At 62.5% G+C, this 21260-nt stretch carries 25 protein-coding genes; 14 read left to right on the top strand and 11 right to left on the bottom strand.

All coding sequences use genetic code 11. The features are described 5' to 3' along the window. The first annotated feature begins 2 nt into the window (after nt 1-2). The 6 genes from B2585_RS18400 to B2585_RS18375 all read left to right on the top strand — a co-directional run bounded on the left by B2585_RS18400 (nt 3) and on the right by B2585_RS18375 (nt 5930). Nucleotides 3-1631, top strand: a complete 1629-nt coding sequence (locus tag B2585_RS18400; RefSeq protein WP_292025393.1) for an ABC transporter permease — start codon at nt 3-5, stop codon at nt 1629-1631. Nucleotides 1632-1634: 3 nt separating this feature from the next. After that, nucleotides 1635-2837: an ABC transporter permease gene (locus B2585_RS18395; RefSeq protein ID WP_414674070.1), complete on the top strand. Its 1203-nt coding sequence runs from the start codon at nt 1635-1637 to the stop codon at nt 2835-2837. Between the two features lie 132 nt (nt 2838-2969). After that, entirely contained in the window at nt 2970-3593 is a 624-nt protein-coding gene (locus B2585_RS18390) for an ATP-dependent Clp protease proteolytic subunit (RefSeq protein WP_292025392.1), read from the top strand. A 137-nt stretch (nt 3594-3730) separates the two neighbouring features. Beyond that, on the top strand, nt 3731-5002 hold the full coding sequence (clpX, locus tag B2585_RS18385) for an ATP-dependent Clp protease ATP-binding subunit ClpX (RefSeq protein WP_292025665.1): 1272 nt from the start codon (nt 3731-3733) through the stop codon (nt 5000-5002). 21 nt (nt 5003-5023) lie between these two features. Then, a complete protein-coding gene (locus B2585_RS18380) occupies nt 5024-5518 on the top strand; it encodes a GNAT family N-acetyltransferase (RefSeq protein ID WP_292025391.1) in 495 nt (164 codons plus the stop codon). Between the two features lie 28 nt (nt 5519-5546). Continuing rightward, a complete protein-coding gene (locus B2585_RS18375) occupies nt 5547-5930 on the top strand; it encodes a RidA family protein (RefSeq protein ID WP_292025390.1) in 384 nt (127 codons plus the stop codon). Here B2585_RS18375 and B2585_RS18370 read toward each other — a convergent pair. Beyond that, nucleotides 5920-6222: a hypothetical protein gene (locus tag B2585_RS18370; protein WP_292025389.1), complete on the bottom strand. Its 303-nt coding sequence runs from the start codon at nt 6220-6222 to the stop codon at nt 5920-5922. The genes B2585_RS18375 and B2585_RS18370 overlap by 11 nt on opposite strands. A 187-nt stretch (nt 6223-6409) precedes the next feature. Here B2585_RS18370 and B2585_RS18365 point away from each other — a divergent pair, with 187 nt between their 5' ends. From B2585_RS18365 to B2585_RS20670, 3 genes are read left to right on the top strand one after another with little or no spacing between them, the layout of a single operon-like run. Further along, nucleotides 6410-6784 (top strand): NADH:ubiquinone oxidoreductase subunit NDUFA12, encoded by a 375-nt coding sequence (locus B2585_RS18365; protein WP_292025388.1) that lies wholly within the window; start codon nt 6410-6412, stop codon nt 6782-6784. A gap of 19 nt (nt 6785-6803) precedes the next feature. Further along, nucleotides 6804-7256, top strand: coding sequence for an MlaD family protein (locus B2585_RS18360; protein ID WP_292025387.1), 453 nt, complete (start codon nt 6804-6806; stop codon nt 7254-7256). Next, on the top strand, nt 7256-7795 hold the full coding sequence (locus tag B2585_RS20670; protein ID WP_339717245.1) for a DUF2155 domain-containing protein: 540 nt from the start codon (nt 7256-7258) through the stop codon (nt 7793-7795). The genes B2585_RS18360 and B2585_RS20670 overlap by 1 nt, the downstream gene beginning before the upstream one ends. On the opposite strand, the gene aat is transcribed toward B2585_RS20670, so the two are convergent. The 5 genes from aat to B2585_RS18330 form a co-directional block, all read right to left on the bottom strand. After that, complete coding sequence (gene aat, locus B2585_RS18350) at nt 7750-8409, bottom strand: leucyl/phenylalanyl-tRNA--protein transferase (protein ID WP_292025386.1); 660 nt, start codon at nt 8407-8409, stop codon at nt 7750-7752. The two genes, B2585_RS20670 and aat, sit on opposite strands and share 46 nt — an antisense overlap. Before the next feature lie 4 nt (nt 8410-8413). Continuing rightward, nucleotides 8414-9760 (bottom strand): acetyl-CoA carboxylase biotin carboxylase subunit, encoded by a 1347-nt coding sequence (gene accC, locus B2585_RS18345; RefSeq protein WP_292025385.1) that lies wholly within the window; start codon nt 9758-9760, stop codon nt 8414-8416. Nucleotides 9761-9773: 13 nt separating this feature from the next. After that, nucleotides 9774-10265 (bottom strand): acetyl-CoA carboxylase biotin carboxyl carrier protein, encoded by a 492-nt coding sequence (gene accB, locus B2585_RS18340; RefSeq protein ID WP_292025384.1) that lies wholly within the window; start codon nt 10263-10265, stop codon nt 9774-9776. A gap of 132 nt (nt 10266-10397) precedes the next feature. Further along, nucleotides 10398-10841: a hypothetical protein gene (locus tag B2585_RS18335; RefSeq protein WP_292025383.1), complete on the bottom strand. Its 444-nt coding sequence runs from the start codon at nt 10839-10841 to the stop codon at nt 10398-10400. Nucleotides 10842-10925: 84 nt separating this feature from the next. After that, entirely contained in the window at nt 10926-11564 is a 639-nt protein-coding gene (locus B2585_RS18330; protein WP_292025382.1) for a TetR family transcriptional regulator C-terminal domain-containing protein, read from the bottom strand. A gap of 133 nt (nt 11565-11697) precedes the next feature. Here B2585_RS18330 and B2585_RS18325 point away from each other — a divergent pair, with 133 nt between their 5' ends. From B2585_RS18325 to B2585_RS18305, 5 genes are read left to right on the top strand one after another with little or no spacing between them, the layout of a single operon-like run. After that, a complete protein-coding gene (locus B2585_RS18325) occupies nt 11698-13200 on the top strand; it encodes a class I adenylate-forming enzyme family protein (protein WP_292025381.1) in 1503 nt (500 codons plus the stop codon). Further along, on the top strand, nt 13197-14000 hold the full coding sequence (locus B2585_RS18320; protein ID WP_292025380.1) for a 3-hydroxybutyrate dehydrogenase: 804 nt from the start codon (nt 13197-13199) through the stop codon (nt 13998-14000). The genes B2585_RS18325 and B2585_RS18320 overlap by 4 nt, the downstream gene beginning before the upstream one ends. A gap of 57 nt (nt 14001-14057) precedes the next feature. Beyond that, nucleotides 14058-14615, top strand: coding sequence for an RNA polymerase sigma factor (locus B2585_RS18315; protein ID WP_292025379.1), 558 nt, complete (start codon nt 14058-14060; stop codon nt 14613-14615). Beyond that, on the top strand, nt 14602-14970 hold the full coding sequence (locus B2585_RS18310; protein WP_292025378.1) for a DUF6768 family protein: 369 nt from the start codon (nt 14602-14604) through the stop codon (nt 14968-14970). Before B2585_RS18315 ends, B2585_RS18310 begins: the two co-directional genes overlap by 14 nt. Then, complete coding sequence (locus tag B2585_RS18305; protein ID WP_292025377.1) at nt 14967-15341, top strand: hypothetical protein; 375 nt, start codon at nt 14967-14969, stop codon at nt 15339-15341. The genes B2585_RS18310 and B2585_RS18305 overlap by 4 nt, the downstream gene beginning before the upstream one ends. 90 nt (nt 15342-15431) lie before the next feature. Here B2585_RS18305 and B2585_RS18300 read toward each other — a convergent pair whose 3' ends face one another. The 5 genes from B2585_RS18300 to B2585_RS18280 form a co-directional block, all read right to left on the bottom strand. Further along, nucleotides 15432-16241 carry a PRC-barrel domain-containing protein gene (locus B2585_RS18300; protein ID WP_292025376.1) on the bottom strand — a complete coding sequence of 270 codons (810 nt, stop codon included), beginning with the start codon at nt 16239-16241 and terminating at the stop codon, nt 15432-15434. Nucleotides 16242-16454: 213 nt separating this feature from the next. Beyond that, the gene (gene acs, locus B2585_RS18295) at nt 16455-18392 is read right to left on the bottom strand and encodes an acetate--CoA ligase (RefSeq protein ID WP_292025375.1); all 1938 of its coding nucleotides are present in this window, start codon (nt 18390-18392) and stop codon (nt 16455-16457) included. Between the two features lie 104 nt (nt 18393-18496). Further along, complete coding sequence (locus B2585_RS18290; RefSeq protein ID WP_292025374.1) at nt 18497-19282, bottom strand: ABC transporter ATP-binding protein; 786 nt, start codon at nt 19280-19282, stop codon at nt 18497-18499. Nucleotides 19283-19295: 13 nt separating this feature from the next. Further along, entirely contained in the window at nt 19296-20051 is a 756-nt protein-coding gene (locus tag B2585_RS18285; RefSeq protein WP_292025373.1) for an ABC transporter ATP-binding protein, read from the bottom strand. Nucleotides 20052-20063: 12 nt separating this feature from the next. Continuing rightward, on the bottom strand, nt 20064-21254 hold the full coding sequence (locus tag B2585_RS18280; protein WP_292025663.1) for a branched-chain amino acid ABC transporter permease: 1191 nt from the start codon (nt 21252-21254) through the stop codon (nt 20064-20066). Nucleotides 21255-21260 lie beyond the last annotated feature (6 nt).

Raw genomic sequence — 21260 nt, 5'->3', positions numbered from 1 at the left:
TCATGAGCGACGCGACCGAGACTTCCGGCCCGATGCTGGCCGCCGACGGGCGGCCCCTGAAGGCAAGCCTCAACCGGGCGCTGCGCCGGCAGAAACTGCGGGCCCTGATGCTCATCGCGCCGCTTTTGATCTTTATCCTCGTCGCCTTTATCGCGCCGATTGCGGACATGCTGTTCCGCTCGGTCGAAAACCGCATCGTCGAAGAAACCCTCCCGCGCACCGTCGCCGCGATGGACGACTGGGACGCCGACGCGGAACCGACGCCGGGTGAAGAGGTGTATTTCGCCCTTTTCCGCGACCTGTTCGTCGCGTCCGAGAAGAAGATCCACACCCGCCTCGGCTCACGCCTGAACTACGAAACCACCGGTATTTCTTCGCTCTTTCGCCAGACCGGTCGGGATGTCGAGGATATCGCCGAAATCTACGAGGATCAGTTTGACGACCTGAACGAGAACTGGACCGAAGAGGTTTTCTGGGCCGAACTCATGGGCGACCCCGACTGGTTCGCTGAAGCGAGCACGACAGAGGACGGCACCGGTCCGGACTTCGTGATGAAGGAGGGCATGGAAGACCGCCTTCCCATGACCGCGGAAGCCTATCGCACCTTCGCCGAATTCACGCAGGTCGAGGACGAGGACAACCCGGTGGGCGAGAACGTCTGGCCGCTCGTTCACGCGATGCTCTACCACGACCTCACGGGGAACGCGGCCGTCGACGGATATACTGGCTTCGGCTCCGAGGAATTACAGGCGGCGAAAGAGGCCGCCGCCGACTTTGAAGGCGTCGACTACAAGCAGACCTTCCTCGATATCGACGAGGATTGGGGCGACCCCACGATCCTCGGCACCATCAAGGTCTATTCGCCGACCTATACGCCGGGCTACTTCCTGACCGCCGTCGACCTGCAGCTTAACCCGGAAGGGGTGGAGGCGCAGGACGAGGATCAGGCGATCTATATCAAGCTGTTCTGGCGAACGGTCTGGATGTCGCTGACGATCACCTTCGCCACAATCGTGTTGGGCTATCCCGTGGCCTATCTTCTGTCGAGCCTTCCGATGCGGGTGTCGTCGCTCCTGATGATCCTTGTGCTCCTGCCCTTCTGGACCTCGCTTCTCGTGCGAACCTCGGCGTGGAAGGTGCTCCTTCAGCAACAGGGGGTGATCAACGACCTGTTGGTCTGGTCGGGCCTCATCAACGAGGCGGGCAGGCTGGTAATGATCAACAACCAGTTGGGCACGATTATCGCGATGACGCATATCCTGCTGCCATTCATGATCCTGCCGCTCTATTCGGTCATGGCGACGATTCCCCCAAGTTTCGTGCGCGCAGCCAAGAGCCTTGGCGCGACGAACTGGGTGGCCTTCTGGAGAGTGTATTTCCCGCAATCGGTGCCGGGCATCGGCGCGGGGTCGATCCTCGTGTTCATTCTCGCAATCGGTTACTACATCACGCCCGCCCTCGTGGGGGGCACAAGCGGGATCTTCATCTCGAACCGCATCGCCTATCACATCTCGTCGAGCCTGAACTGGGGTCTCGCGGCAGCATTGGGCACGATACTGCTCGCCGCCGTGCTCATCCTCTACTGGGCCTATGACCGGATCGTGGGCATCGACAACGTGAAGCTGGGGTAAGCCATGACGGACGCAAGCGCAGACAACGAGCTTATCGTGGACACCGGCAGGCCGCCGATGTGGGGCTTCACAGTTCCCATGATTGCCTTGTTGGGTGGGTTCTTCGGCTTCCTTACGGGGAATACGAGCGACTATGGCCTGATCGGCTTTCTGATCGGTCTCGTCTATGGCGGTGCGGTGGGGTTCATTCTCAACAGCCTTGTTCCGAACCGCACGGCGGGTCGCTGGGCTCTCATCGTGATCACCGCCGTGGTTGGCTTTCTGCTGGCGCGCTGGGGCGGACTGGTCGCCGGGGCCATCGTCGGTGCCGTCGTCAGCTGGGCGGCCTACTGGATCGGGCGCGGACACTACCGCGACGGCGTGCCGATCTATGCCACCGGAGGTCAGACCCTCTGGCACAACACCTATCTCTTTATCTGCGGGGTCATCTTCTTCTTCCTGATCGCACCAATCCTCACGATCATTCCGCTGTCATTCAACGCCGAGAACTTCTTCACCTTCACGCCGGAGATGCTGTCGCTCGACCCGGAAGGCTACTCGCTCAAGCACTATCGCGACTTCTTCAACACCGACGACTGGCAGAGCGCGATGTGGAATTCTCTCAAGATCGCGCCGATGGCGACGGTACTCGCCGTGGGGTTCGGGACCCTGGCGGCGATCGGCCTCAGCCAGCCACATGTGCCGTTCCGGCAGACGATCATGGCGATCCTGATCAGCCCGATGATCGTGCCGCTCATCATCTCGGCTGCGGGCATGTATTTCTTCTATTCCCGCGTGGGGCTTCAGGGCACCTATCTAGGTGTCGTGCTGGCCCATGCCGCTCTGGGCATCCCCTTCGTCATTATCACCGTGACCGCGACGCTGGTGGGCTTTGACCGATCGCTCACACGGGCATCGGCCAACCTGGGCGCGGACCCGGTCACGACATTTCTGCGCATTCAGATGCCGCTCATCCTGCCGGGTGTGATCTCGGGCGGCCTCTTCGCCTTCATCACCTCGTTCGACGAGGTGGTCGTGGTGCTCTTCGTCGGCTCGGCGCAGCAGAAGACGCTGCCGTGGCAGATGTTCATCGGCCTGCGCGAACAGATCAGCCCGACCATCCTGGCGGTGGCCACGATCCTTGTGGCGATCTCGATCGCGCTGCTTACCACGGTGGAGCTTCTGCGCCGCCGGTCCGAGCGTCTTCGCGGCCTCGCGCCGAGTTGATCGCAAAGCTTTCTTAACCTTTTTGCCTCATGCCCTTCGGCATGGGGCAGGGCCTCTTGAAGCCCCCCGGAACCATGACTAGGCTCTTGGGGACGGGCCGTCCGGCCCGATTGACAGTCAGAGGCAGGCGCAATGAAAGATCCCATCGATACCTATATGAATACCCTCGTTCCGATGGTCGTCGAGCAGACGAGCCGGGGCGAACGGGCCTATGACATCTTCTCGCGGCTGCTCAAGGAACGGATCATCTTCCTGAACGGCCCGGTGCACGACGGCATGTCTTCGCTGATCTGCGCGCAGCTATTGTTCCTAGAGGCGGAGAACCCGTCCAAGGAAATCGCCATGTACATCAACAGCCCCGGCGGCGTTGTGACAAGCGGGCTGTCGATCTACGACACGATGCAATACATCCGGCCGAAGGTTTCGACCCTCGTGATCGGGCAGGCGGCCTCGATGGGGTCGCTGCTGCTCACCGCCGGTGCAAAGGGGATGCGCTTCTCGCTGCCCAACTCGCGCATCATGGTCCACCAGCCTTCCGGTGGCTATCAGGGGCAGGCGACGGACATCATGATCCATGCGCAGGAAACCCAGAAGCTCAAGGACCGGCTTAACCAGATCTACGTCCACCACACGGGCCAGAAACTCAAAGCCGTGCAGGATGCGCTGGAGCGTGACAACTTCATGGACCCGGGGCAGGCCAAGGACTGGGGCCTGATCGACGACATCCTCGAGTCGCGCGGCGAAGCGGAAGAATAAGAGAAATTCGCCCCCGCAAGCGTGACCAGAATCGCATTGCGGGGGCCGAGTGCCTGCCCTAAGCTTGGGCAGATTACGGACGGTTCGGGCTCCCGACGGAGCAGACAGGAGCGGGGCAGGTGCCCCCGAAAGGCGATATGGCGAACAATTCCTCCGGCAGCGACAGCAAGAACACCCTCTACTGCTCCTTCTGTGGAAAGAGCCAGCACGAGGTCCGCAAGCTGATCGCAGGTCCGACGGTCTTCATCTGTGATGAGTGCGTCGAACTGTGCATGGATATCATCCGTGAGGAAACCAAGGGCTCCGGCCTCAAATCCACCGATGGTGTGCCGACGCCGCAGGAAATCTGCGACGTGTTGGACGATTACGTCATCGGTCAGGCCCACGCGAAGCGCGTTCTCTCGGTTGCTGTTCACAATCACTACAAACGCCTCAATCACGCTGCCAAACATGGCGACGAGATCGAGTTGGCCAAATCGAACATCATGCTGATCGGCCCAACGGGTTGCGGCAAGACGCTCCTTGCCCAGACGCTCGCGCGGATTCTGGATGTCCCATTCACTATGGCGGACGCCACGACCCTCACGGAAGCGGGCTATGTGGGCGAAGACGTCGAAAACATCATCCTGAAGCTTCTTCAGGCGTCGGAATACAATGTCGAACGTGCGCAGCGCGGCATCGTTTACATCGACGAGGTCGACAAGATCACGCGCAAGTCCGACAACCCCTCCATAACCCGTGATGTGTCGGGCGAGGGCGTGCAGCAGGCGCTTCTGAAGATCATGGAAGGCACCGTGGCCTCGGTGCCCCCGCAGGGCGGTCGCAAACATCCGCAGCAGGAGTTCCTGCAGGTGGACACGACCAATATCCTGTTCATCTGCGGCGGGGCCTTCGCCGGTCTGGACCGGATCATCGCGCAGCGTGGTAAAGGGTCTGCGATTGGCTTTGGCGCTGACGTAAAAGATGAAGAGGCGCGCAAGGTCGGCGAAGTGTTCCAGGAACTGGAGCCGGAAGACCTTCTGAAATTCGGCCTGATTCCTGAATTCGTCGGGCGTCTGCCTGTCATAGCGACACTCGAAGATCTCGACGAGGACGCGCTGGTCACGATCCTGACGCAGCCAAAGAATGCACTGGTGAAACAGTACCAGCGTCTCTTCGAAATCGAGGACGCGAAGCTGACCTTCACCGAAGATGCGCTTCTGGCCATCTCGAAAAAGGCGATTGCGCGCAAGACGGGCGCTCGCGGCCTTCGGTCGATCATGGAGGACATCCTGCTCGACACGATGTTCGACCTTCCGGCGCTGGAAGGCGTGGACGAGGTCGTGGTGAACGAAGAGGCGGCGAATACCGACGCCAAACCGCTGATCATCTACGCGGAAGATCGCAAGGAAGGCGCCAGCGCCGGCTGAGCCGGACCGGGGCGTGGCACCATGGCCAAGAGCCCCGATATCCAACCCTATTCGCCGGACGACCGTGACGCGGTCTGTGACCTCGCGGTTGCAGCCTGGGCTCCGGTGTTTGAACTGACGCGTCAGGACGTGCCGGGTTTCGTCTACGATGCCTTCTACCCGGAAGGGTGGGAGCCACGTCAGGTTTCCGACGTTGGCGCCCTTCTCGACGAAGCACCCGAGGCGTTCTGGGTGGTCCGCGCGGGCGATGCGCTCGCAGCGTTTGCAGGCATCAAGTTGCACCCCGAAGACCGGATGGGCGAGATTCTCATTATCGCAGTCGCGCCCGACCACCAACGGAAAGGCATTGGTGCGGCCTTGATGGCCCATTGTGAAGCTGAAATCCGCGCTGCGGGAGCAGACATTGTGATGGTTGAAACTGTCGGCGACCGTGGCCACGCACCCGCCCGCCGTACTTATGAAAAAGCGGGTTACAAGCAATGGCCAGTGGCGCGCTATTTCAAGGATCTGACATGATGCGCCGGTGGGGCCCGGGCGAGCGCACATGACCCGCCAACGTATCAGTTCCGGTTCGCCGTTCGAGGCGCAGATCGGCTACTCCCGCGCTGTGGCGGTGGATGGCTGGGTCTTCGTATCCGGCACGACCGGCTACGACTATGCGACAATGGAGATGCCCGAGGCCATCGCCGAACAAGCTGCCAATGCGCTTGCCACGATAAGCCGCGCATTGGCGGAGGCAGGTGGGAACCTGGATGACGTGGTGCAGGTGAAATACATTCTGCCGGACGGAAACGATTTCGAAGCCTGCTGGCCCGTCCTGTCTCAGGCGTTCGCTACTGCCCGTCCGGCTGCCACGATGATCGAGGCGCGGCTCATGAAGCCCGAGATGAAGATCGAGATCGAAGCGGTCGCGCGCCTCAGTCCGTGAGAGAGGCGAGGATCACGCGCCCCGTTTCGATCATCTCTTCCGTGGCGCGATCCCACAGGACCATCGCTTTCTGATATAACTCTGGCGGCTCACGGTCGCTGCGCGCAAAGGCGTCCAGCCCACTGCTCGACTGCATGACATGGTCGGTTGTGGCGCGGGACGAAATGGTTACGCTTTTCGCGCCCGTCTCGCGCTCTGTTTCGTAGGCGTCCATGCCGTGTCCCTGCAGTTGCAGGGCGCCAATCAATACGGCGCCGGCGGCGATCGCACCGAGGTTGTGGAATTCGAACATTGCTGCTCTCCTCAATGGTTACTTTCAAATATTGGTTATGTATGCGGGACAATCTGGCCGATTTGATGGCTTTGTCACGACAACTGAACGAAACTGTCCAGACGGATCTCCGCCCATCTGCGCCAATCGGGCTGGACCTCGCCGGGGCTTTGGGCCATACGGGACAGGTCTAATCCGGAGGCATCCAATGCGGTTCATCCTGTCTCTTCTGACCTGGTGGCATGAAGAAACCCTCGGCACCCGTCTCTACACTTGGCGCAAAGGCGTGAAGGTGGGCGAGGATGCGCAGGGCAACATTTTCTACCGCACCAAGGACGACAGCAAACGCTGGGTCTGCTACGCGGGCGAGCCGGAGGCCAGTCGCATTTCGGCCGACTGGCACGGGTGGCTGCATCGCACGTTCGACGAAAATCCGGAAAATTCGCCCCTGGCGCACAAGGACTGGGAAAAGCCGCATGTGGACAACATGACCGGCACCGCCATGGCCTATGTGCCCGCAGGCTCGATCCGAAATGAACGGCCCGTCGAGCGCTCGGACTACGAGGCCTGGCAGCCCGAATAAGCTGCCTCTGGGGGTCCGCATGATCAGCCGAAGCGAGATTGCCGAAACCGTCGCCGGCGGCGTTGTGCTGGCCGTCGCGGTCGGATTCCTTCTCTATGCGGGTGGTGTGATCGGCTGGTTCGGCGGGAACAATGCGACCGAGGACTACCGGGTGAGTCTCGTGTCCGCGCGCGGCGTTCAGGTCGGATCGGACGTCCGCGTCGCGGGCGTCAAAGTGGGCCGGGTGAGCTGGCTTGCATTGAACCCAGAGACATTCTCGGCGGAGACCGAGCTGACCGTCGACCCTGCCTTCACCTTTCCGGAGGACAGCCTTGCGGTAGTAGCATCCGAGGGCCTTCTGGGCGGCAGTTTCGTGGAAATCATTCCGGGGCAGTCAGCGTTCCCGCTCGAGGCCGGGGGGCGGTTTCGCACCGCCGCACCTGAACAGGGCCTCATGGACTTCATCATCGAACAGTTGAACGGGAGGCGGTAATGCGCCCGACCATCGTTATTCTCGCCGCAGCACTCGCCGCCGCGGCCCCTGCGCGTGCCCAGGACGACGGGCAGTTCGAACCGCTCGACGTCATCGAGGGCGAAGAGCCGCTCGACACGCCCGAGGACCAGGTGTTCGAGGAGGACGTGCCGTTCGACGAATTCGGCAACCCTATCGACCCGAACGCGCCCCTGCGCGAGGGCGAGGGAGAAACCGTGACGACCGTGCAGGAAGGCCCGGAGGTGACGTCGGGTACCGGAGCGGTGCTGCGGGGGCTGGACAAGCTCGCAGGGTCCTCAATCGACCTGGACCTGTCAGAGGGCGAGACCGGAGAGCTGGGATGGCTTCAGGTCACGTTGGCCGAATGCCGCTACCCGACCGACAACCCGCAGGGCGATGCCTTCGCGCACCTCGTGATCCGGGATGGAAACGAAGAGCAGGCGTTGTTCGACGGCTGGATGGTGGCGTCTTCGCCGGCGCTCTCGGCGCTCGATCATTCGCGGTTCGACGTCTGGGTAATGCGCTGCACAACCGAGTGAGGATCGGGCAGGGGGCGTGAGGTGATGTCCGCCTCGCCGTCCGCAAGTGCTTCGCGGAGCAACAAATGGTACTGGGCGCGCGGAATCTCTACGCCGCCGAGCGTTGCGAGGTGGCTCGTGATGAACTGCGTGTCGAAAAGCGTAAAGCCGGTTTGGGCGAGATGCACCACAAGTGTCGCCAGCGCGACTTTTGACGCGTCCCGGCGGCGCGAGAACATGCTTTCACCAAAAAAAGCGCGGCCGAGCGTGACGCCATAGACGCCACCGACGAGCGCTTCGCCCTCCCACACCTCGAGCGAATGGGCACGACCGCGCCGGTGCAGCTTTCGATACCCGTCAAAGATCTGATCGTTGATCCATGTGGTGGAGCGGTCCGCGCAGCCCTCGACCACGCCCTCGAAATCTTCGTTCAGTCCGGCGCGGAAACCGCCCCGTCGGATCGTGCGGGCGAGCGAGCGGGATAGGTGAAAGCCGTCGAGCGGGAGGATGCCACGGAACTTGGGGTCGACCCAGAAAACGCCCGTGTCAGTCGCGTCCTCGGCCATTGGAAAAATGCCCGAGGCATATGCGTGGAGCAGGATTTCCGGGGTCAGCCTGTCGCGCGGGCCGGACATGCCATCAGCCCAAGTTCTTCGCCAGCCAGTGCTCCAGCCAGTGGATATCGTAATTTCCGGTCAGGATGTCTTCTTCCCCCAGCAGGGCGTGGAAGAGCGGAATGGTCGTATCGACGCCGTCCACCACGAGCTCGCCAAGCGCACGGGCAAGGCGGGCGAGCGCCTCGGGCCGGTCGCGACCGTGAACGATGAGCTTGCCGATCAGGCTGTCGTAGTAGGGCGGGATCGAATAGCCATCGTAAAGTGCCGAATCCATCCGCACGCCGAGGCCGCCGGGCGCATGATACTGGGTGATCCGGCCGGGACTGGGCGAGAAGTTCGGAAGTTTCTCGGCGTTGATCCGGATCTCGATCGCATGACCGTTGATCTGCAGGTCGTCCTGCGTGAACGACAGTCCCAGACCTTCGGCCACGCGGATCTGTTCGCGCACGAGGTCGACTCCGAAGATACCCTCGGTCACAGGGTGTTCGACCTGGAGCCGCGTATTCATTTCGATAAAGAAGAACTCTCCGTTCTCGTAGAGAAACTCGATCGTGCCGGCGCCGGAATAGCCCATCTCCGCGATGGCCTTGGCGCAGATGCCGCCGATGCGGTTACGCTCCTCCTCGCTGATGGCGGGGCCGGGCGCTTCCTCGAAAACTTTTTGGTGGCGCCGCTGGAGCGAGCAGTCGCGCTCACCCAAATGGACGCCGCCGCCTTTGCCGTCGCCGAAGACCTGCACCTCGATATGGCGCGGCTTCTGGAGGTATTTCTCGATATAGACTTCGTCGTTGCCGAAGGCGGCCTTGGATTCCGTGCGCGCCGTGCGGAAAGCGGTTTCGAGCTTCGCCTCGCTCTCGGCCACCTTCATACCGCGCCCTCCGCCACCCGCGGTCGCCTTGACGATGACCGGGTAGCCCATTTCGCCCGCGACCTTCTTGGCCGTTTCGATGTCGGGAACGCCGCCCTTGGAGCCCGGGACGACCGGGATCCCCAGCTTCTCGGCGGTTTCCTTTGCGGTGATCTTATCGCCCATCATCCGGATATGCGCAGCCGACGGGCCGATGAAGGTCAGGTCATGGTCCTCGACGATCTGTACGAAATTGGCGTTCTCGGAGAGGAAGCCGTAGCCGGGGTGGATCGCCTGCGCCCCTGTCACTTCGCAGGCCGCGATGATGCCCGGGATCGAGAGGTAGGATTGCGGACTCGGCGGCGGACCGATGCAGACACTTTCGTCGGCCATGCGGACGTGCATCGCGTCGGCGTCGGCAGTCGAATGGACGGCGACCGAGGCAATCCCCATCTCGCGGGCGGCGCGGATGACGCGAAGGGCGATCTCGCCCCTGTTGGCGATCAGGATCTTGTCGAACATGCCGGGTGCTGCCTTACTCGATGATCATGAGCGGCGCGCCGAATTCGACCGGCGAGCCATCTTCGACGAGGATGCGTTTCACGGTGCCCGCACGCGGCGCGGGAATTTGATTCATGGTCTTCATCGCCTCGACGATGAGGAGCGTGTCACCCTCGGCAACCTTGTCGCCGGGCTTCACGAAGGCGGGAGTGCCCGGTTCAGCCTGAAGATAGATCGTGCCGACCATGGGCGAGGTGACGGCGCCGGGATGGCTGGCGGGGTCCTCCTCGCCAGACGGTGCGGCGGCGGGCGCCGCCGGGGCCGCAGGCGCGGCGGGAGCAGCAGGCGCGGGCGCTGCGGGGGCCGCGAAGGTCTGCACGGTGCCACCGCGCGAAACGCGCACATTGAGCCGGTCTGCCTCGCCGTACTCCCGCTTGACCTCGAGTTCCGTGAGATCGTTTTCGCGCAGAAGCTCGGCAAGTGCCTGAATGAAGGCGACGTCGCTGTCGTGGGATTTCTTGGTCATACCGTCCTCGAGCCTGAACCCCCGTCTCACGCGGGGTCGTTACATTTCCCCGCTTATAGGACGGCAGAACCGTGGAGGAAAGGCATTGCGAACAGATTGGGCCACCCGTCTACAGTGGTGGGCGGGTCTGCGTCAGTCTGATTCGGCTGCTTCTGGACCATTTGTTTCTGTGCCGCTCGGCGTACGGGGTTCGGTCACATCGCCCGATGATGCCAAGGCGTTTTCCGGTATGCTCGGTTGGCCCTGAACGCCTGCCGCATCACGCTCGGCGGTGCGCTCGGCCTCCATGCGCGCGAGCTTCTGTTTCAGGTCACCTTCCACCTCCAGCAAGCTCACTTCGAAGGAGGGCGGTGGGCCGGCAGGTCGTTGTCCCTGAGCGACGGCACGCCTCAACGCAAGAATGTCGCGCGAAGCGGCCGCCTTAGCCTCCTGCTCCGGTCGTTCGTGCGCGTCGGTGCCCGCGTCTGTCGTGGCGCTCTGGGCCTGCACCTTGCGCACATCGACGGGGCGCGTCTCTTGGTATGGCACGGCATAGGCGGCCTTGGTGCCCAAGGGGGATGGTCCGGAAATCTCCATTTCCTTGCTCCGACTACGGTGCCCCCACCGTATGCGTCCTTCGATTTTCGGTAGCGAACGCGTGCTTGTCCACAGAATCCGGGCCTAGTGGTTAACAAGACCTTGCCGCGCGGGCGCGAGGGCGCTGGTGTAGAGATGAGTGAGGAACGCGCGCGCGTCGTCGAAATGCTCGCTCCCCTGAACTCCCAGAACCCCGCGCACCTGGATGTCGAAATCCGCGTAGTGTTGTGTCGTCGACCAGATCGAAAAGATCAGGTGATAGGGGTCGACCGGCGCGATCTTGCCCGCCTGGGCCCAAGCCGCGATCACGCCTGCCTTTTCGTCCACAAGCGGACGCAAATCGCTTGTGATCAACTCCATGATACGCGGCGCGCCCTGAACGATCTCATTGGCGAACAGCCGGCTTTCGCGGGGCATTTCACGCGACATGTCCAGCTTGCGAAGGACGTACGCCACGATCTCTTCCACCGGGTCGCCCGTCGCATCCAGAGCGCGAAGCGGCTCGAGCCAGTCGGTCATCAGGTGGGCGAGCAACTCGACATGGATCGCCTCCTTCGAGGGGAAGTAATAAAGGAGGTTGGGCTTGGAGAGCCCCGCCGCCTGCGCGATCTGGTCCAGCGTCGCACCCCGGAAGCCGTGCTGTGAGAACACGTCCAGCGCCGCCTCGCGGATGGTTTCGCGATTGCGCCTCTGGATGCGCGTGGCGGGTTTCGCCGTGGTCATGTGATCGTCCCCCGGTGCGTGAGCGGAGGGCCAGAGTGCATGGATTTGACCGGACGATCAATAACTACGCAACTCTACGGACTGGCGCGTGGCGCATGTGCCGCATAGGCTCTGCCACTGGGAGGATCGGGACATGAACCTGGCACTTTGGCTGGAACGGGTCGCGGCGGTCGCGGGAGAGCGTCCGGCGCTGTTTCGCGGCGAGACCTGCGTGGCCGATTATGCCGCGTTCCAACGTGCCGCAGCGGGCGTGGCCGAGGGGTTGAGCGCGCGGGGCATCGCGCCGGGCGACCGGGTGGCGCTCTTCATGAAGAACGTGCCGGACTACCTTATCGCGCTCTACGGGATATGGATCGCGGGTGCGGCGGCCGTACCGATCAATGCCAAGCTGCATCCTCGCGAGGCGCAGGTGATCCTCCAGGACACGCAGGCCAGGGCGGTTTTCGCGACGGACGGGTTGGCGGAAGGCCTCGCCGATATCGTCGACACGCCGATCTTCGGGATGGATACATTGTTCGAGATGGCCGCAGGCGAGCCGCGAGAGATCGCGCCACGGGCCGCCGATGACCTCGCCTGGTTGTTCTTCACCTCCGGGACCACCGGCCGGCCCAAGGGTGTCATCATCACTCACGGTATGCTGTCTACGATGTCGCTCTCCTATCTCGCCGACGTCGACGAGGTCTCACCCGAGGACGGGGCTTACTACATGGCGCCGATGAGCCATGGCGCCGGGCTTTACGCGTTGGTTCACGTTCTGAAGGGCGCGCGCCACATCTGCCCCCCGTCTGGCGGATTCGACACGGGTGAACTTCTCGCCGCGGCGAGGGCTCAGGGACCGCTCCATATGTTCATGGCGCCGACGATGGTTCGACGGATCACGGATGCGGCCAAGGCGGCAGGAGATCGTGCGCAAGGGATCAAGACCGTCGTTTATGGGGGCGGGCCGATGTACGTCTCGGACATCGAAGAAGCGGTCGATTGGTTCGGGCCGAAGTTTGTCCAGATCTACGGGCAGGGGGAATGCCCCATGTCGATCAGCGCGCTCTCGCGCGCCGAAGTTGCGGATCGGGTCCACCCCGACTGGCATGACCGGCTGGCCAGCGTGGGCCGAGCGCAATCAGTGGTCGAGGTGGCAATCGGAGATGCGGAGGGAAACCCGGTTGCACCTGGCGACGTAGGCGAGATTATGGTCCGGGGCCATACGGTGATGCCGGGGTACTGGCAGAACCCCGAGGCCACCGCCAAGACGATCCAAAACGGTTGGCTGATGACCGGAGACATGGGCTTTCTCGACACGCACGGATATCTCACGCTCAGGGACCGCTCCAAAGATGTCATCATCTCCGGCGGCACGAACGTCTATCCGCGCGAAGTGGAGGAGGCGCTCCTAACCCATCCGGAGGTGCGGGAGGTGTCGGTCGTCGGGCGGCCTTCTGCGGAATGGGGTGAGGATATCGTGGCCTTCGTCGTTGCGGACGGTGTGGACGAGGCGGCCCTGGATGCGCATGTTCTTGCACAAATCGCACGTTTCAAGCGGCCCAAGGCCTATTTTTTCACCGATGAATTGCCGAAAAACAACTATGGCAAAGTACTGAAAACCGAGCTGCGGGAGCGGCTCAAGGAGATGGACGCATGACCTCACTTAACGGAAAAACCGCCCTCATCACTGGCTCGGCCTCGGGCATTGGGCTGGGCATCGCGCTTGAACTCGCGCGTGCCGGGGCGCGTATCGCGCTCCATTCGCTGCCGGGCGACGCGGGCGCGGATGACGCGGTCAAGGCGGTGCTGGACGCGGGTGCGCCGGAGGCGAAGTTCTTCGGCGCCGACGTTTCCAAGGCGCAGAACGTGCGCGACCTCATGGCGGAGGTCGAGGGCTGGGGGCCGGTCGACATTCTCGTGAACAACGCAGGCATTCAGCACACCGCCCCGATCGAGGACATGCCGGACGAAAAATGGGACGCGATCATCGCGATCATGCTGTCGGCCTGCTTCCACACGATGAAGGCGGCATTGCCGAAGATGGCCGAGCGCGGCTATGGGCGCGTGGTCAACATCGCTTCGGTCCACGGGCTCGTCGCGTCCAAGGAGAAATCCCCCTATGTCGCGGCCAAGCACGGGCTCGTCGGCATGTCCAAGGTCGTGGCCCTCGAATATGCCTCCAAGGGCGATCCGGCCAAGGGCGGGGTGACCGTCAACTGCATCGGACCGGGTTTCACCGAGACGGCGCTGATCGAAAGCCAGATTCAGGCCAAGGCAACGGAGCACGGCGGCGACCGGGACGCGGGGATTGCTGATCTGCTGTCCGAGAAGCAGCCGTCGCTGCGCATGACGCAGACATCGGACCTTGGCGCATTGGCCCTGTTTCTGTGTTCCGATGCCGCGCACAACATCACGGGCGTTACGGTTCCCGTCGACGGCGGCTGGACCGCCCAATAGGATTGAACCGAAACCCGCGTCGCGTGCACTCTCCCCTGTAACGGGAGAAATGTGACGATGGACCCTCGGATCCGAGCGCTGGAGGCGTATCTTGTCGCCTCGGCGCGGGCCGGGGATCGGCGGGACTTGTCACGGCTCGTGGCGCTGCGGGGCGACCGGCTGATGGCCCACGCGGTCCGGCTCCTGGGCGACCGGGAGGCGGCGCGGGATGTGGTGCAGGAGGCTTGGGTCGAGATCATGCGCGGGCTCAAGAGCCTGCGCGACGATCACGCCTTTCTGCCTTGGGCGCTGAGGATCGTGACCCGCCGTGTCGCGCGCGAAATCGCGCGGCGCCAGCGGGGGCGGGCGGTCGCGGCCGCCTGGGCCGAAGAGGCCGAGACTTCGGTCGATGAGGCCGGGCCGCAGGCATCGGACGCTGTCCGGGTGCGGGCGGCGATTGCCACGCTGCCACGCGATCAGGCCGCCACCATCGCTCTTTTCTACCTCGAAGACCTCACGGTGGGGGAGGTCGCGACCGCGCTCGACGTGCCGGTCGGGACCGTGAAAACCCGCCTCATGCATTCCCGGCGCAAGTTGCGCGCCATTCTGGAAGGAGACGACGATGAACAGGATTGACCGGCTGATCGAAGAGGCCCTGTCCGAAGAGGACCGGGCCATCGCCGAGGCCACGGCGGAACGCGGCTGGTTCGCCCTCAGCCTCGACCAGTTCCGGGGCAAACTCGGCTGGGTCACTTGGGTGGTGATGATCGTGCAGACCACGATGTTTGTCGCGGCGGTCTGGTGCGGGATCGAGTTCTACGGGGCGACCGATACATTGGTCGCTGTGAAATGGGGGATCACGGCGGCCACGCTTGCGCTGATGGCGACCGTGCTGAAACTCAGCCTCATGCCTCAGATACAAGCTGACCGGGTTCTGCGCGCGCTAAGGCGGGTTGAGTTGATGATCGCGAAACGGGACGCGGGCCAGTGACCCAGACGATCGCCCTGATTGCCGGCCCCTACCTGTTGGTGACCGCCATCGGTTTCCTCGTCTCGCGCCGGTTTTATGAACGGATGGTCTTGGGCAATGCGGATGCCGATCCGGTGCTGCTGAACTTGTCCGGTGCCGTGCATTTCGTGGTCGGGATGCTGATCCTGGTCAACCACTGGGCCTGGGGCGGGGTCGGCCAAGTGCTGGTATCATTGCTCGGCGTGGCCGCGGTGGCCAAGGGCGCCTCCCTGATCGCGGTGCCGGAGCTGACCCTGAAGACACCGAAAACGGTGGGCACGACTTTGACGATGAGTGCTGCGGGCTTCGCTGTCTGGGGGGCGGCCCTGATCTGGGTTGCCCTCGCGACGTGAAGATGCTCCCGCCGTGGCCGACATGAAAAGACCGGCGCACGGGGGCCGTGCGCCGGTCGCGAACGTGAACACGTCCGTGAGTGATATGTCTTACGAACCCGAAGCGGCACGCAGGCTCGACGTGGAGTCGATCACCGTCGCAGTTTCGCTGTCGAATTCTTCCATCGCTTCAAGATCGGCTTCAGTGTAGCCGGTGATCATGAACTCGGTGACTTCGCCTTCGTCGGAGGATTCGTTCACGGCGAGGTGCTCAAGGTCGACGGCGACGTCGTGTTCGCCGATGCCCAGGAAACCGCCGATACCGATGACGGCCCAGACCTTGTTGTCGGCCATGACGAAGTTATCGATCTCACCGATGTCATTGCCGTCCTGCGACACGACGCTGGTGCCGATCAGGCTCGAGATTTCGATGTCGGCAGCCGCCTCGAGGTCGGAGTCGATCATGCCAGCCTCGGCGGACATTTCACCGTCCATCTCGCCTTCGACTTCAGCTTCGGCGTCGGCAGCCATGTCGCCCATCTCGTCGCCGGCTTCTTCCATCGTGTTCTCGGCGTCGGCGGCCATGTCTTCGGCGCCTTCCTCGATGTCTTCGGCCGTGTTTTCGGCCGCATCAGCTACGTCTTCAGCCGTGTTCTCAAGGGCTTCGCCGGTCTCTTCAGCAGCGGTCTCCACGTCCGATTCCAGTTCGGTCTCGGTTTCCATCTCGGCGTCGGCGGTCATGTCGTCGCCGGTCGCCTCCATGTCCGTCGACATGTCGGTGTCGGAATTCATGGTGGTGCTGTCGGTAGCCATATCGCCGTCGACTTCCGTGTCAGTCGAGACATCCTGCGCGAATGCGGAGCCCGCGACCAGAACCAGAGCGGCAGCCGAGGTCATCAGTGTCTTGTTGAGCGGTTTCATTGGGTAATCTCCTCTTGTCGTGGCGCGTTGCGCGCCTTGATGGGACAATGCCGGGAACGAACAATTGTTCCTGCGTCGCGGAGATTAGCGGTGGCTCTCCGGAAAACACTTTTGAGTCAATTGGTTGTGAGATCGGCGTGAAAAAGGCCGGCGCTATCAGCACCGGCCTATCGGATCTGCGGGGCGCCTTGGCAGGCGCCAAGAGGGCAAAGTTCAGTCTTGTTTGCGGTTCTCGATCAGTTCGTCGACCACGGACGGGTCGGCCAAGGTCGAAGTGTCACCGAGTGCGCCGTAGTCGTTCTCGGCGATCTTGCGCAGGATTCGCCGCATGATCTTGCCCGAACGCGTTTTCGGCAGACCTGGGGCCCACTGGATGTAGTCGGGCGATGCGATCGGGCCGATTTCTGTCCGAACCCAGTTGCGCAATTCGGTCTTGAGTTCGTCGGTGTATTCCTCGCCTTCCATCAGGGTGACGTAGCAATAAATGCCTTGTCCCTTGATCTCGTGCGGGAAGCCTACGACGGCGGCCTCGGACACCTTGGAGTGGGCCACCAGAGCGCTTTCCACCTCGGCGGTGCCCATGCGGTGGCCAGACACGTTGATGACGTCGTCCACGCGGCCGGTGATCCAATAGTCGCCGTCCGCATCGCGCCGGCAGCCGTCACCGGCGAAGTAGTAGCCCTTGTAGTCCGAGAAGTAGGTTTTGACGAAGCGTTCGTGGTCGCCGTAAACCGTGCGCATCTGGCCGGGCCAGCTGTCGGCGATGCAAAGGACGCCTTCGCAGGCGGTTTCCTTGATCTCCTGTCCGGTCGTTGGCTCCAGCACGACGGGCTGAACGCCGAAGAACGGTTTCATGGCCGCGCCGGGTTTGGTCGCGTGGGCGCCGGGCAGGGGGGTCATCATGTGACCGCCGGTTTCCGTCTGCCACCAGGTGTCGACGATGGGGCAATTCCCCTTGCCGACGACATCGTTGTACCAGTTCCACGCTTCCGGGTTGATCGGTTCACCCACGGTGCCCAGCACCTTGAGGTCCGACAAGTCATACTTGGTCACCCATTCCGTGCCTTGACCCATGAGGGCGCGGATCGCGGTGGGGGCGGTGTAGAATTGGTTCACTTTATGTTTTTCGCACACGGCCCAGAACCGGCCGGCATCCGGGTAGGTTGGCACGCCTTCGAACATCAGCGTGGTCGCGCCGTTTGCGAGCGGGCCATAGACGATATAGCTGTGGCCAGTGACCCAGCCCACATCGGCCGTGCACCAGTAGACGTCACCATCGTGGTAGTCGAACGTGATTTCGTGTGTCAGCGACGCGAAAAGCAGGTAGCCGCCCGTCGTATGCACGACGCCCTTGGGTGCACCGGTGGAGCCGGAGGTGTAAAGGATGAAGAGCGGGTCTTCCGCGTTCATCGGCTCCGGGTCGCACTCTGCCGAAGCATTTTCCATAAGCGCGGTATAGCCGTGGTCGCTGTCGCGCAGCGCGATGTCGGCACCGGTGCGCTCGACCACGAGGCAGGCCACGTCACCGCAATGTTCGCGCGCCTTGTCCACGTTTTTCTTGAGCGGCGTCGCGCGCCCACCACGTGGGGCTTCGTCCGCCGTGATGATGAGCTTGGCCTCACAGCCCGACACACGGGCTGCCAGCGCCTCGGGCGAGAAGCCCGCGAAGACGATCGAGTGGACCGCACCGATGCGCGTGCAGGCAAGCATTGCGTAGGCGGCCTCGGGGATCATCGGGAGGTAAAGCACTACCCGGTCGCCCTTGCCGACGCCCAGACCCTTGAGCACGTTGGCGAACTTGTTCACCTTCTCCGACAGTTCGTTGTAGGTGATTTTCGTATCGACATTCGGGTCGTCGGATTCCCAGATGATCGCAGTCTGGTCTCCGCGCGTGGGCAGGTGGCGGTCGACGCAGTTGACCGAGACGTTCAACTCGCCGTCCTCGAACCATTTGATCGACACGTTGTGGTAATCGAACGAAGTGTTCTTGATCTTGGTCGGCGTCTTGATCCAGTCCAGACGCGTCATGTGCTCGCGCCAGAACGCATCCGGGTCATTCACCGATTTCGCGTACCAGTCGTCATATGTCGCGGCGTCGATGCGGGCGTTCTTTACGAAGTCTTGGGATGGGGCGTAGGTCTTGTCGGACATTGTCGGTCCTCCTCCTGCCGGGTCTTTTTCAGGTTGACGGACGCCCCTTGGGACGCCCGTGAAAGGAGAAACGGCGCACCCTCCCGGCGCGCCGGAGCTCTGGCTCAGATGGCCAGGTATTCCTGCCGAAGCTGCTCGTTTTCGAGCACCTCCTTGGCGCTGCCGTCGTAAACGACGGTGCCAGTGTCGAGGATAACGGCCCGATCGGCGAGTTCCAGTGCCCGGACCGCGTTCTGTTCGACAAGGACCGTGGTGATGCCCTGCGCCTTAATGACGTTGAGCGTCTTCTCGATCTCGTCGACGATCACGGGAGCAAGGCCCTCGTAAGGCTCGTCGAGCAGGAGCACCTTGATGTCGCGCACTAGTGCGCGCGCAATGGCGAGCATCTGTTGTTCACCGCCGGAGAGGGTGGTGCCCTCCTGCTTGCGGCGCTCCTTCAGACGCGGGAAAAGCTCATAAACGCGCTCCAGCGACCAACCGATGGGCGGCGCGATCTGGGCGAGTTGGAGGTTTTCTTCGACAGTCAGGCCCTGAATGATCCGGCGATCCTCGGGCACGAGCGCAAGCCCGTGTTGTGCGGCCTCATAGGACGCCATCTCGTGCAACGGCTTATGGTCGAGCCAGATCTCACCTTTGGTCACCAGCGGACTGCCTGTTCGGGCGATTGCGCGCAGGGTCGAGGTCTTGCCGGCGCCGTTGCGGCCCAGAAGCGCCAGAATTTCGCCTTCGTGAATGTTAAAGGTCACACCCTGCACGATGTAGCTTTCGCCATAGTAGGCGTGGATATCCCAGCAGGAGAAGAACGCGGGCGCGGTCGTGGCCTGGTTGGCATTCTTGGAGTGATCGACCGGCTCGCGGCGCTTGGCCTCTCCGACGACTTGTTCGTTCATGTCCCTCATCTCCTTACGCAGCCTCACCAAGGTAGGCTTCTTTCACCTTCGGATGGCCCTTGATGTTCTCGGGCGTATCCTCGACCAGCGGCGTGCCTTGGGCAAGCACCGTGATCCGGTCGGCAAGCGAGAACACGACGTGCATGTCATGCTCGATGATTGCCATCGTGATATCGCGCTTCTCCCGGATCTCCTTGAGCAGGTCGATCGTGTTGTTCGTGTCGGCGCGGGCCATGCCCGCCGTCGGCTCGTCAAGGAGGAGGAGCTTGGGCTCCTGTGCAAGGCACATCGCCATCTCCAGGCGCCGTTTGTCGCCGCGTGACAGGGACGACGCGTGCATGTGCCGCTTGTCGATCATGTTCACCTCGGTCAACATCTTCTCGGCCTGTTCGACGATATCCGTCTCGTGGGCCACGGTTTCGAACGGATGCATCCGGAACGATCCGTCGCGCCGCGCAAAGCACGAGATCATCACATTTTCCATCACGTCGAGGTCGGAGAAAATCTCGGGCGTCTGGAACACGCGGGAGATGCCCATCTGGTTGATCTGGTGCGGTTTGAGGCCGAGCACCGACTGGCCGTTGAACATCACGCTGCCGGTATCCGGGATCAGCTTGCCCACGAAGCAATTGAGCAGGGTGGACTTGCCCGCGCCGTTCGGCCCGATGATGGCATGGACGCTGTTTTCCTGAACCGAGAGGTTCACGTCCGAGAGGGCCTGTAGACCGCCGAAGCGCTTGCCCACGTTCTTTACTTCAAGGATTCCCATTGGAGTTTCTCCTTATTCCGCGGGCTGGGTCTGCGCTTCCGAACCGTCGTCCTTGGACTTGCGGCTGCGGAAGCGGCGGGCGATGCGCTGGCCGCCTTCGACGAGGCCACCGGGCAGGAAGATGACGACGAGCATGAAGAGCAGGCCGAGCGTCAGGTGCCAGGATTTGCCGACGAAGAAGTGGCTGACACCGATGAGGAAGTTCTCGATCCCGTCCGGCATCCAGGCGAACCATTGGTGCAGCATGTTGTCGTTGATCTTCGAGAAGATGTTCTCGAAATACTTGATGAAGCCAGCGCCGAGGATCGGACCCATGAGGGTGCCGGCACCGCCGAGGATGGTCATCAGGACGACTTCGCCCGAGGCGGTCCACTGCATCCGCTCGGCGCCTGCCAGCGGGTCCATCGACGCCATAAGCGCACCGGCGAGGCCGGCATACATGCCCGAGATCACGAAAGCCGCGAGCGTGTAGGGGCGAGAGTTGAGGCCAGTGTAGTTCAGCCGCGTCTGGTTCGTCTTGATCGCGCGCAGCATCAGGCCGAAGGGCGAGCGGAAGATGCGCATCGACAGGTAGAACACGAGGATCGCGACGATAGCCGTGAAGTAGTAGCCGTTGTTGAAGGTGAACTCCCACCCGCCGACGTTCAGTTTCGAGCTCTCGTTCATCACGATGCCGAAGAAGTGCGGCGAGGTCGGGCTGTTTTCGCCCATCAGGACCTGCGGGTCGTTGGTGTAGACCTGAAGGCCGGTCTCACCATTGGTGAGCGGGGTAAGCACCGAGTAGGCGAGGTTGTAGCTCATCTGCGCGAAGGCGAGCGTGAGGATCGAGAAGTAGATCCCCGAGCGGCGCAGCGAGATGAAACCGATGACCAGCGCGAAGACCGCCGAGACGACGACTGCGAGCAGGATGCCGGGGACAACGCTGTAGCCTAGCAGCTTGTACATCCAGACCACCGAGTAAGACCCGACCCCCAGGAAGGCCGCGTGGCCGAAGGAGAGATAGCCGGTGAGGCCGAACAGAATGTTGAAGCCGATGGCGAAAATCCCGAAGATCGCGAACCTTTGCATCAGGTCCGGATAGCCCGCGTTGAACGTGGCGAGGCCGGAGCCCTCGGGGAAAGGTTGCAGAAGGATCGGCGTGAACAGCGTCAGCGCGATGACGATCAGCAGGAAGGTTGTGTCTTTGCGGGACAGACCGAGCATTTTCAT

Source organism: Maritimibacter sp. UBA3975 (assembly GCF_002384975.1).
In the GTDB taxonomy this organism is placed as follows: domain Bacteria; phylum Pseudomonadota; class Alphaproteobacteria; order Rhodobacterales; family Rhodobacteraceae; genus Maritimibacter.
This window is presented reverse-complemented; position numbering and strand designations above follow the sequence as displayed.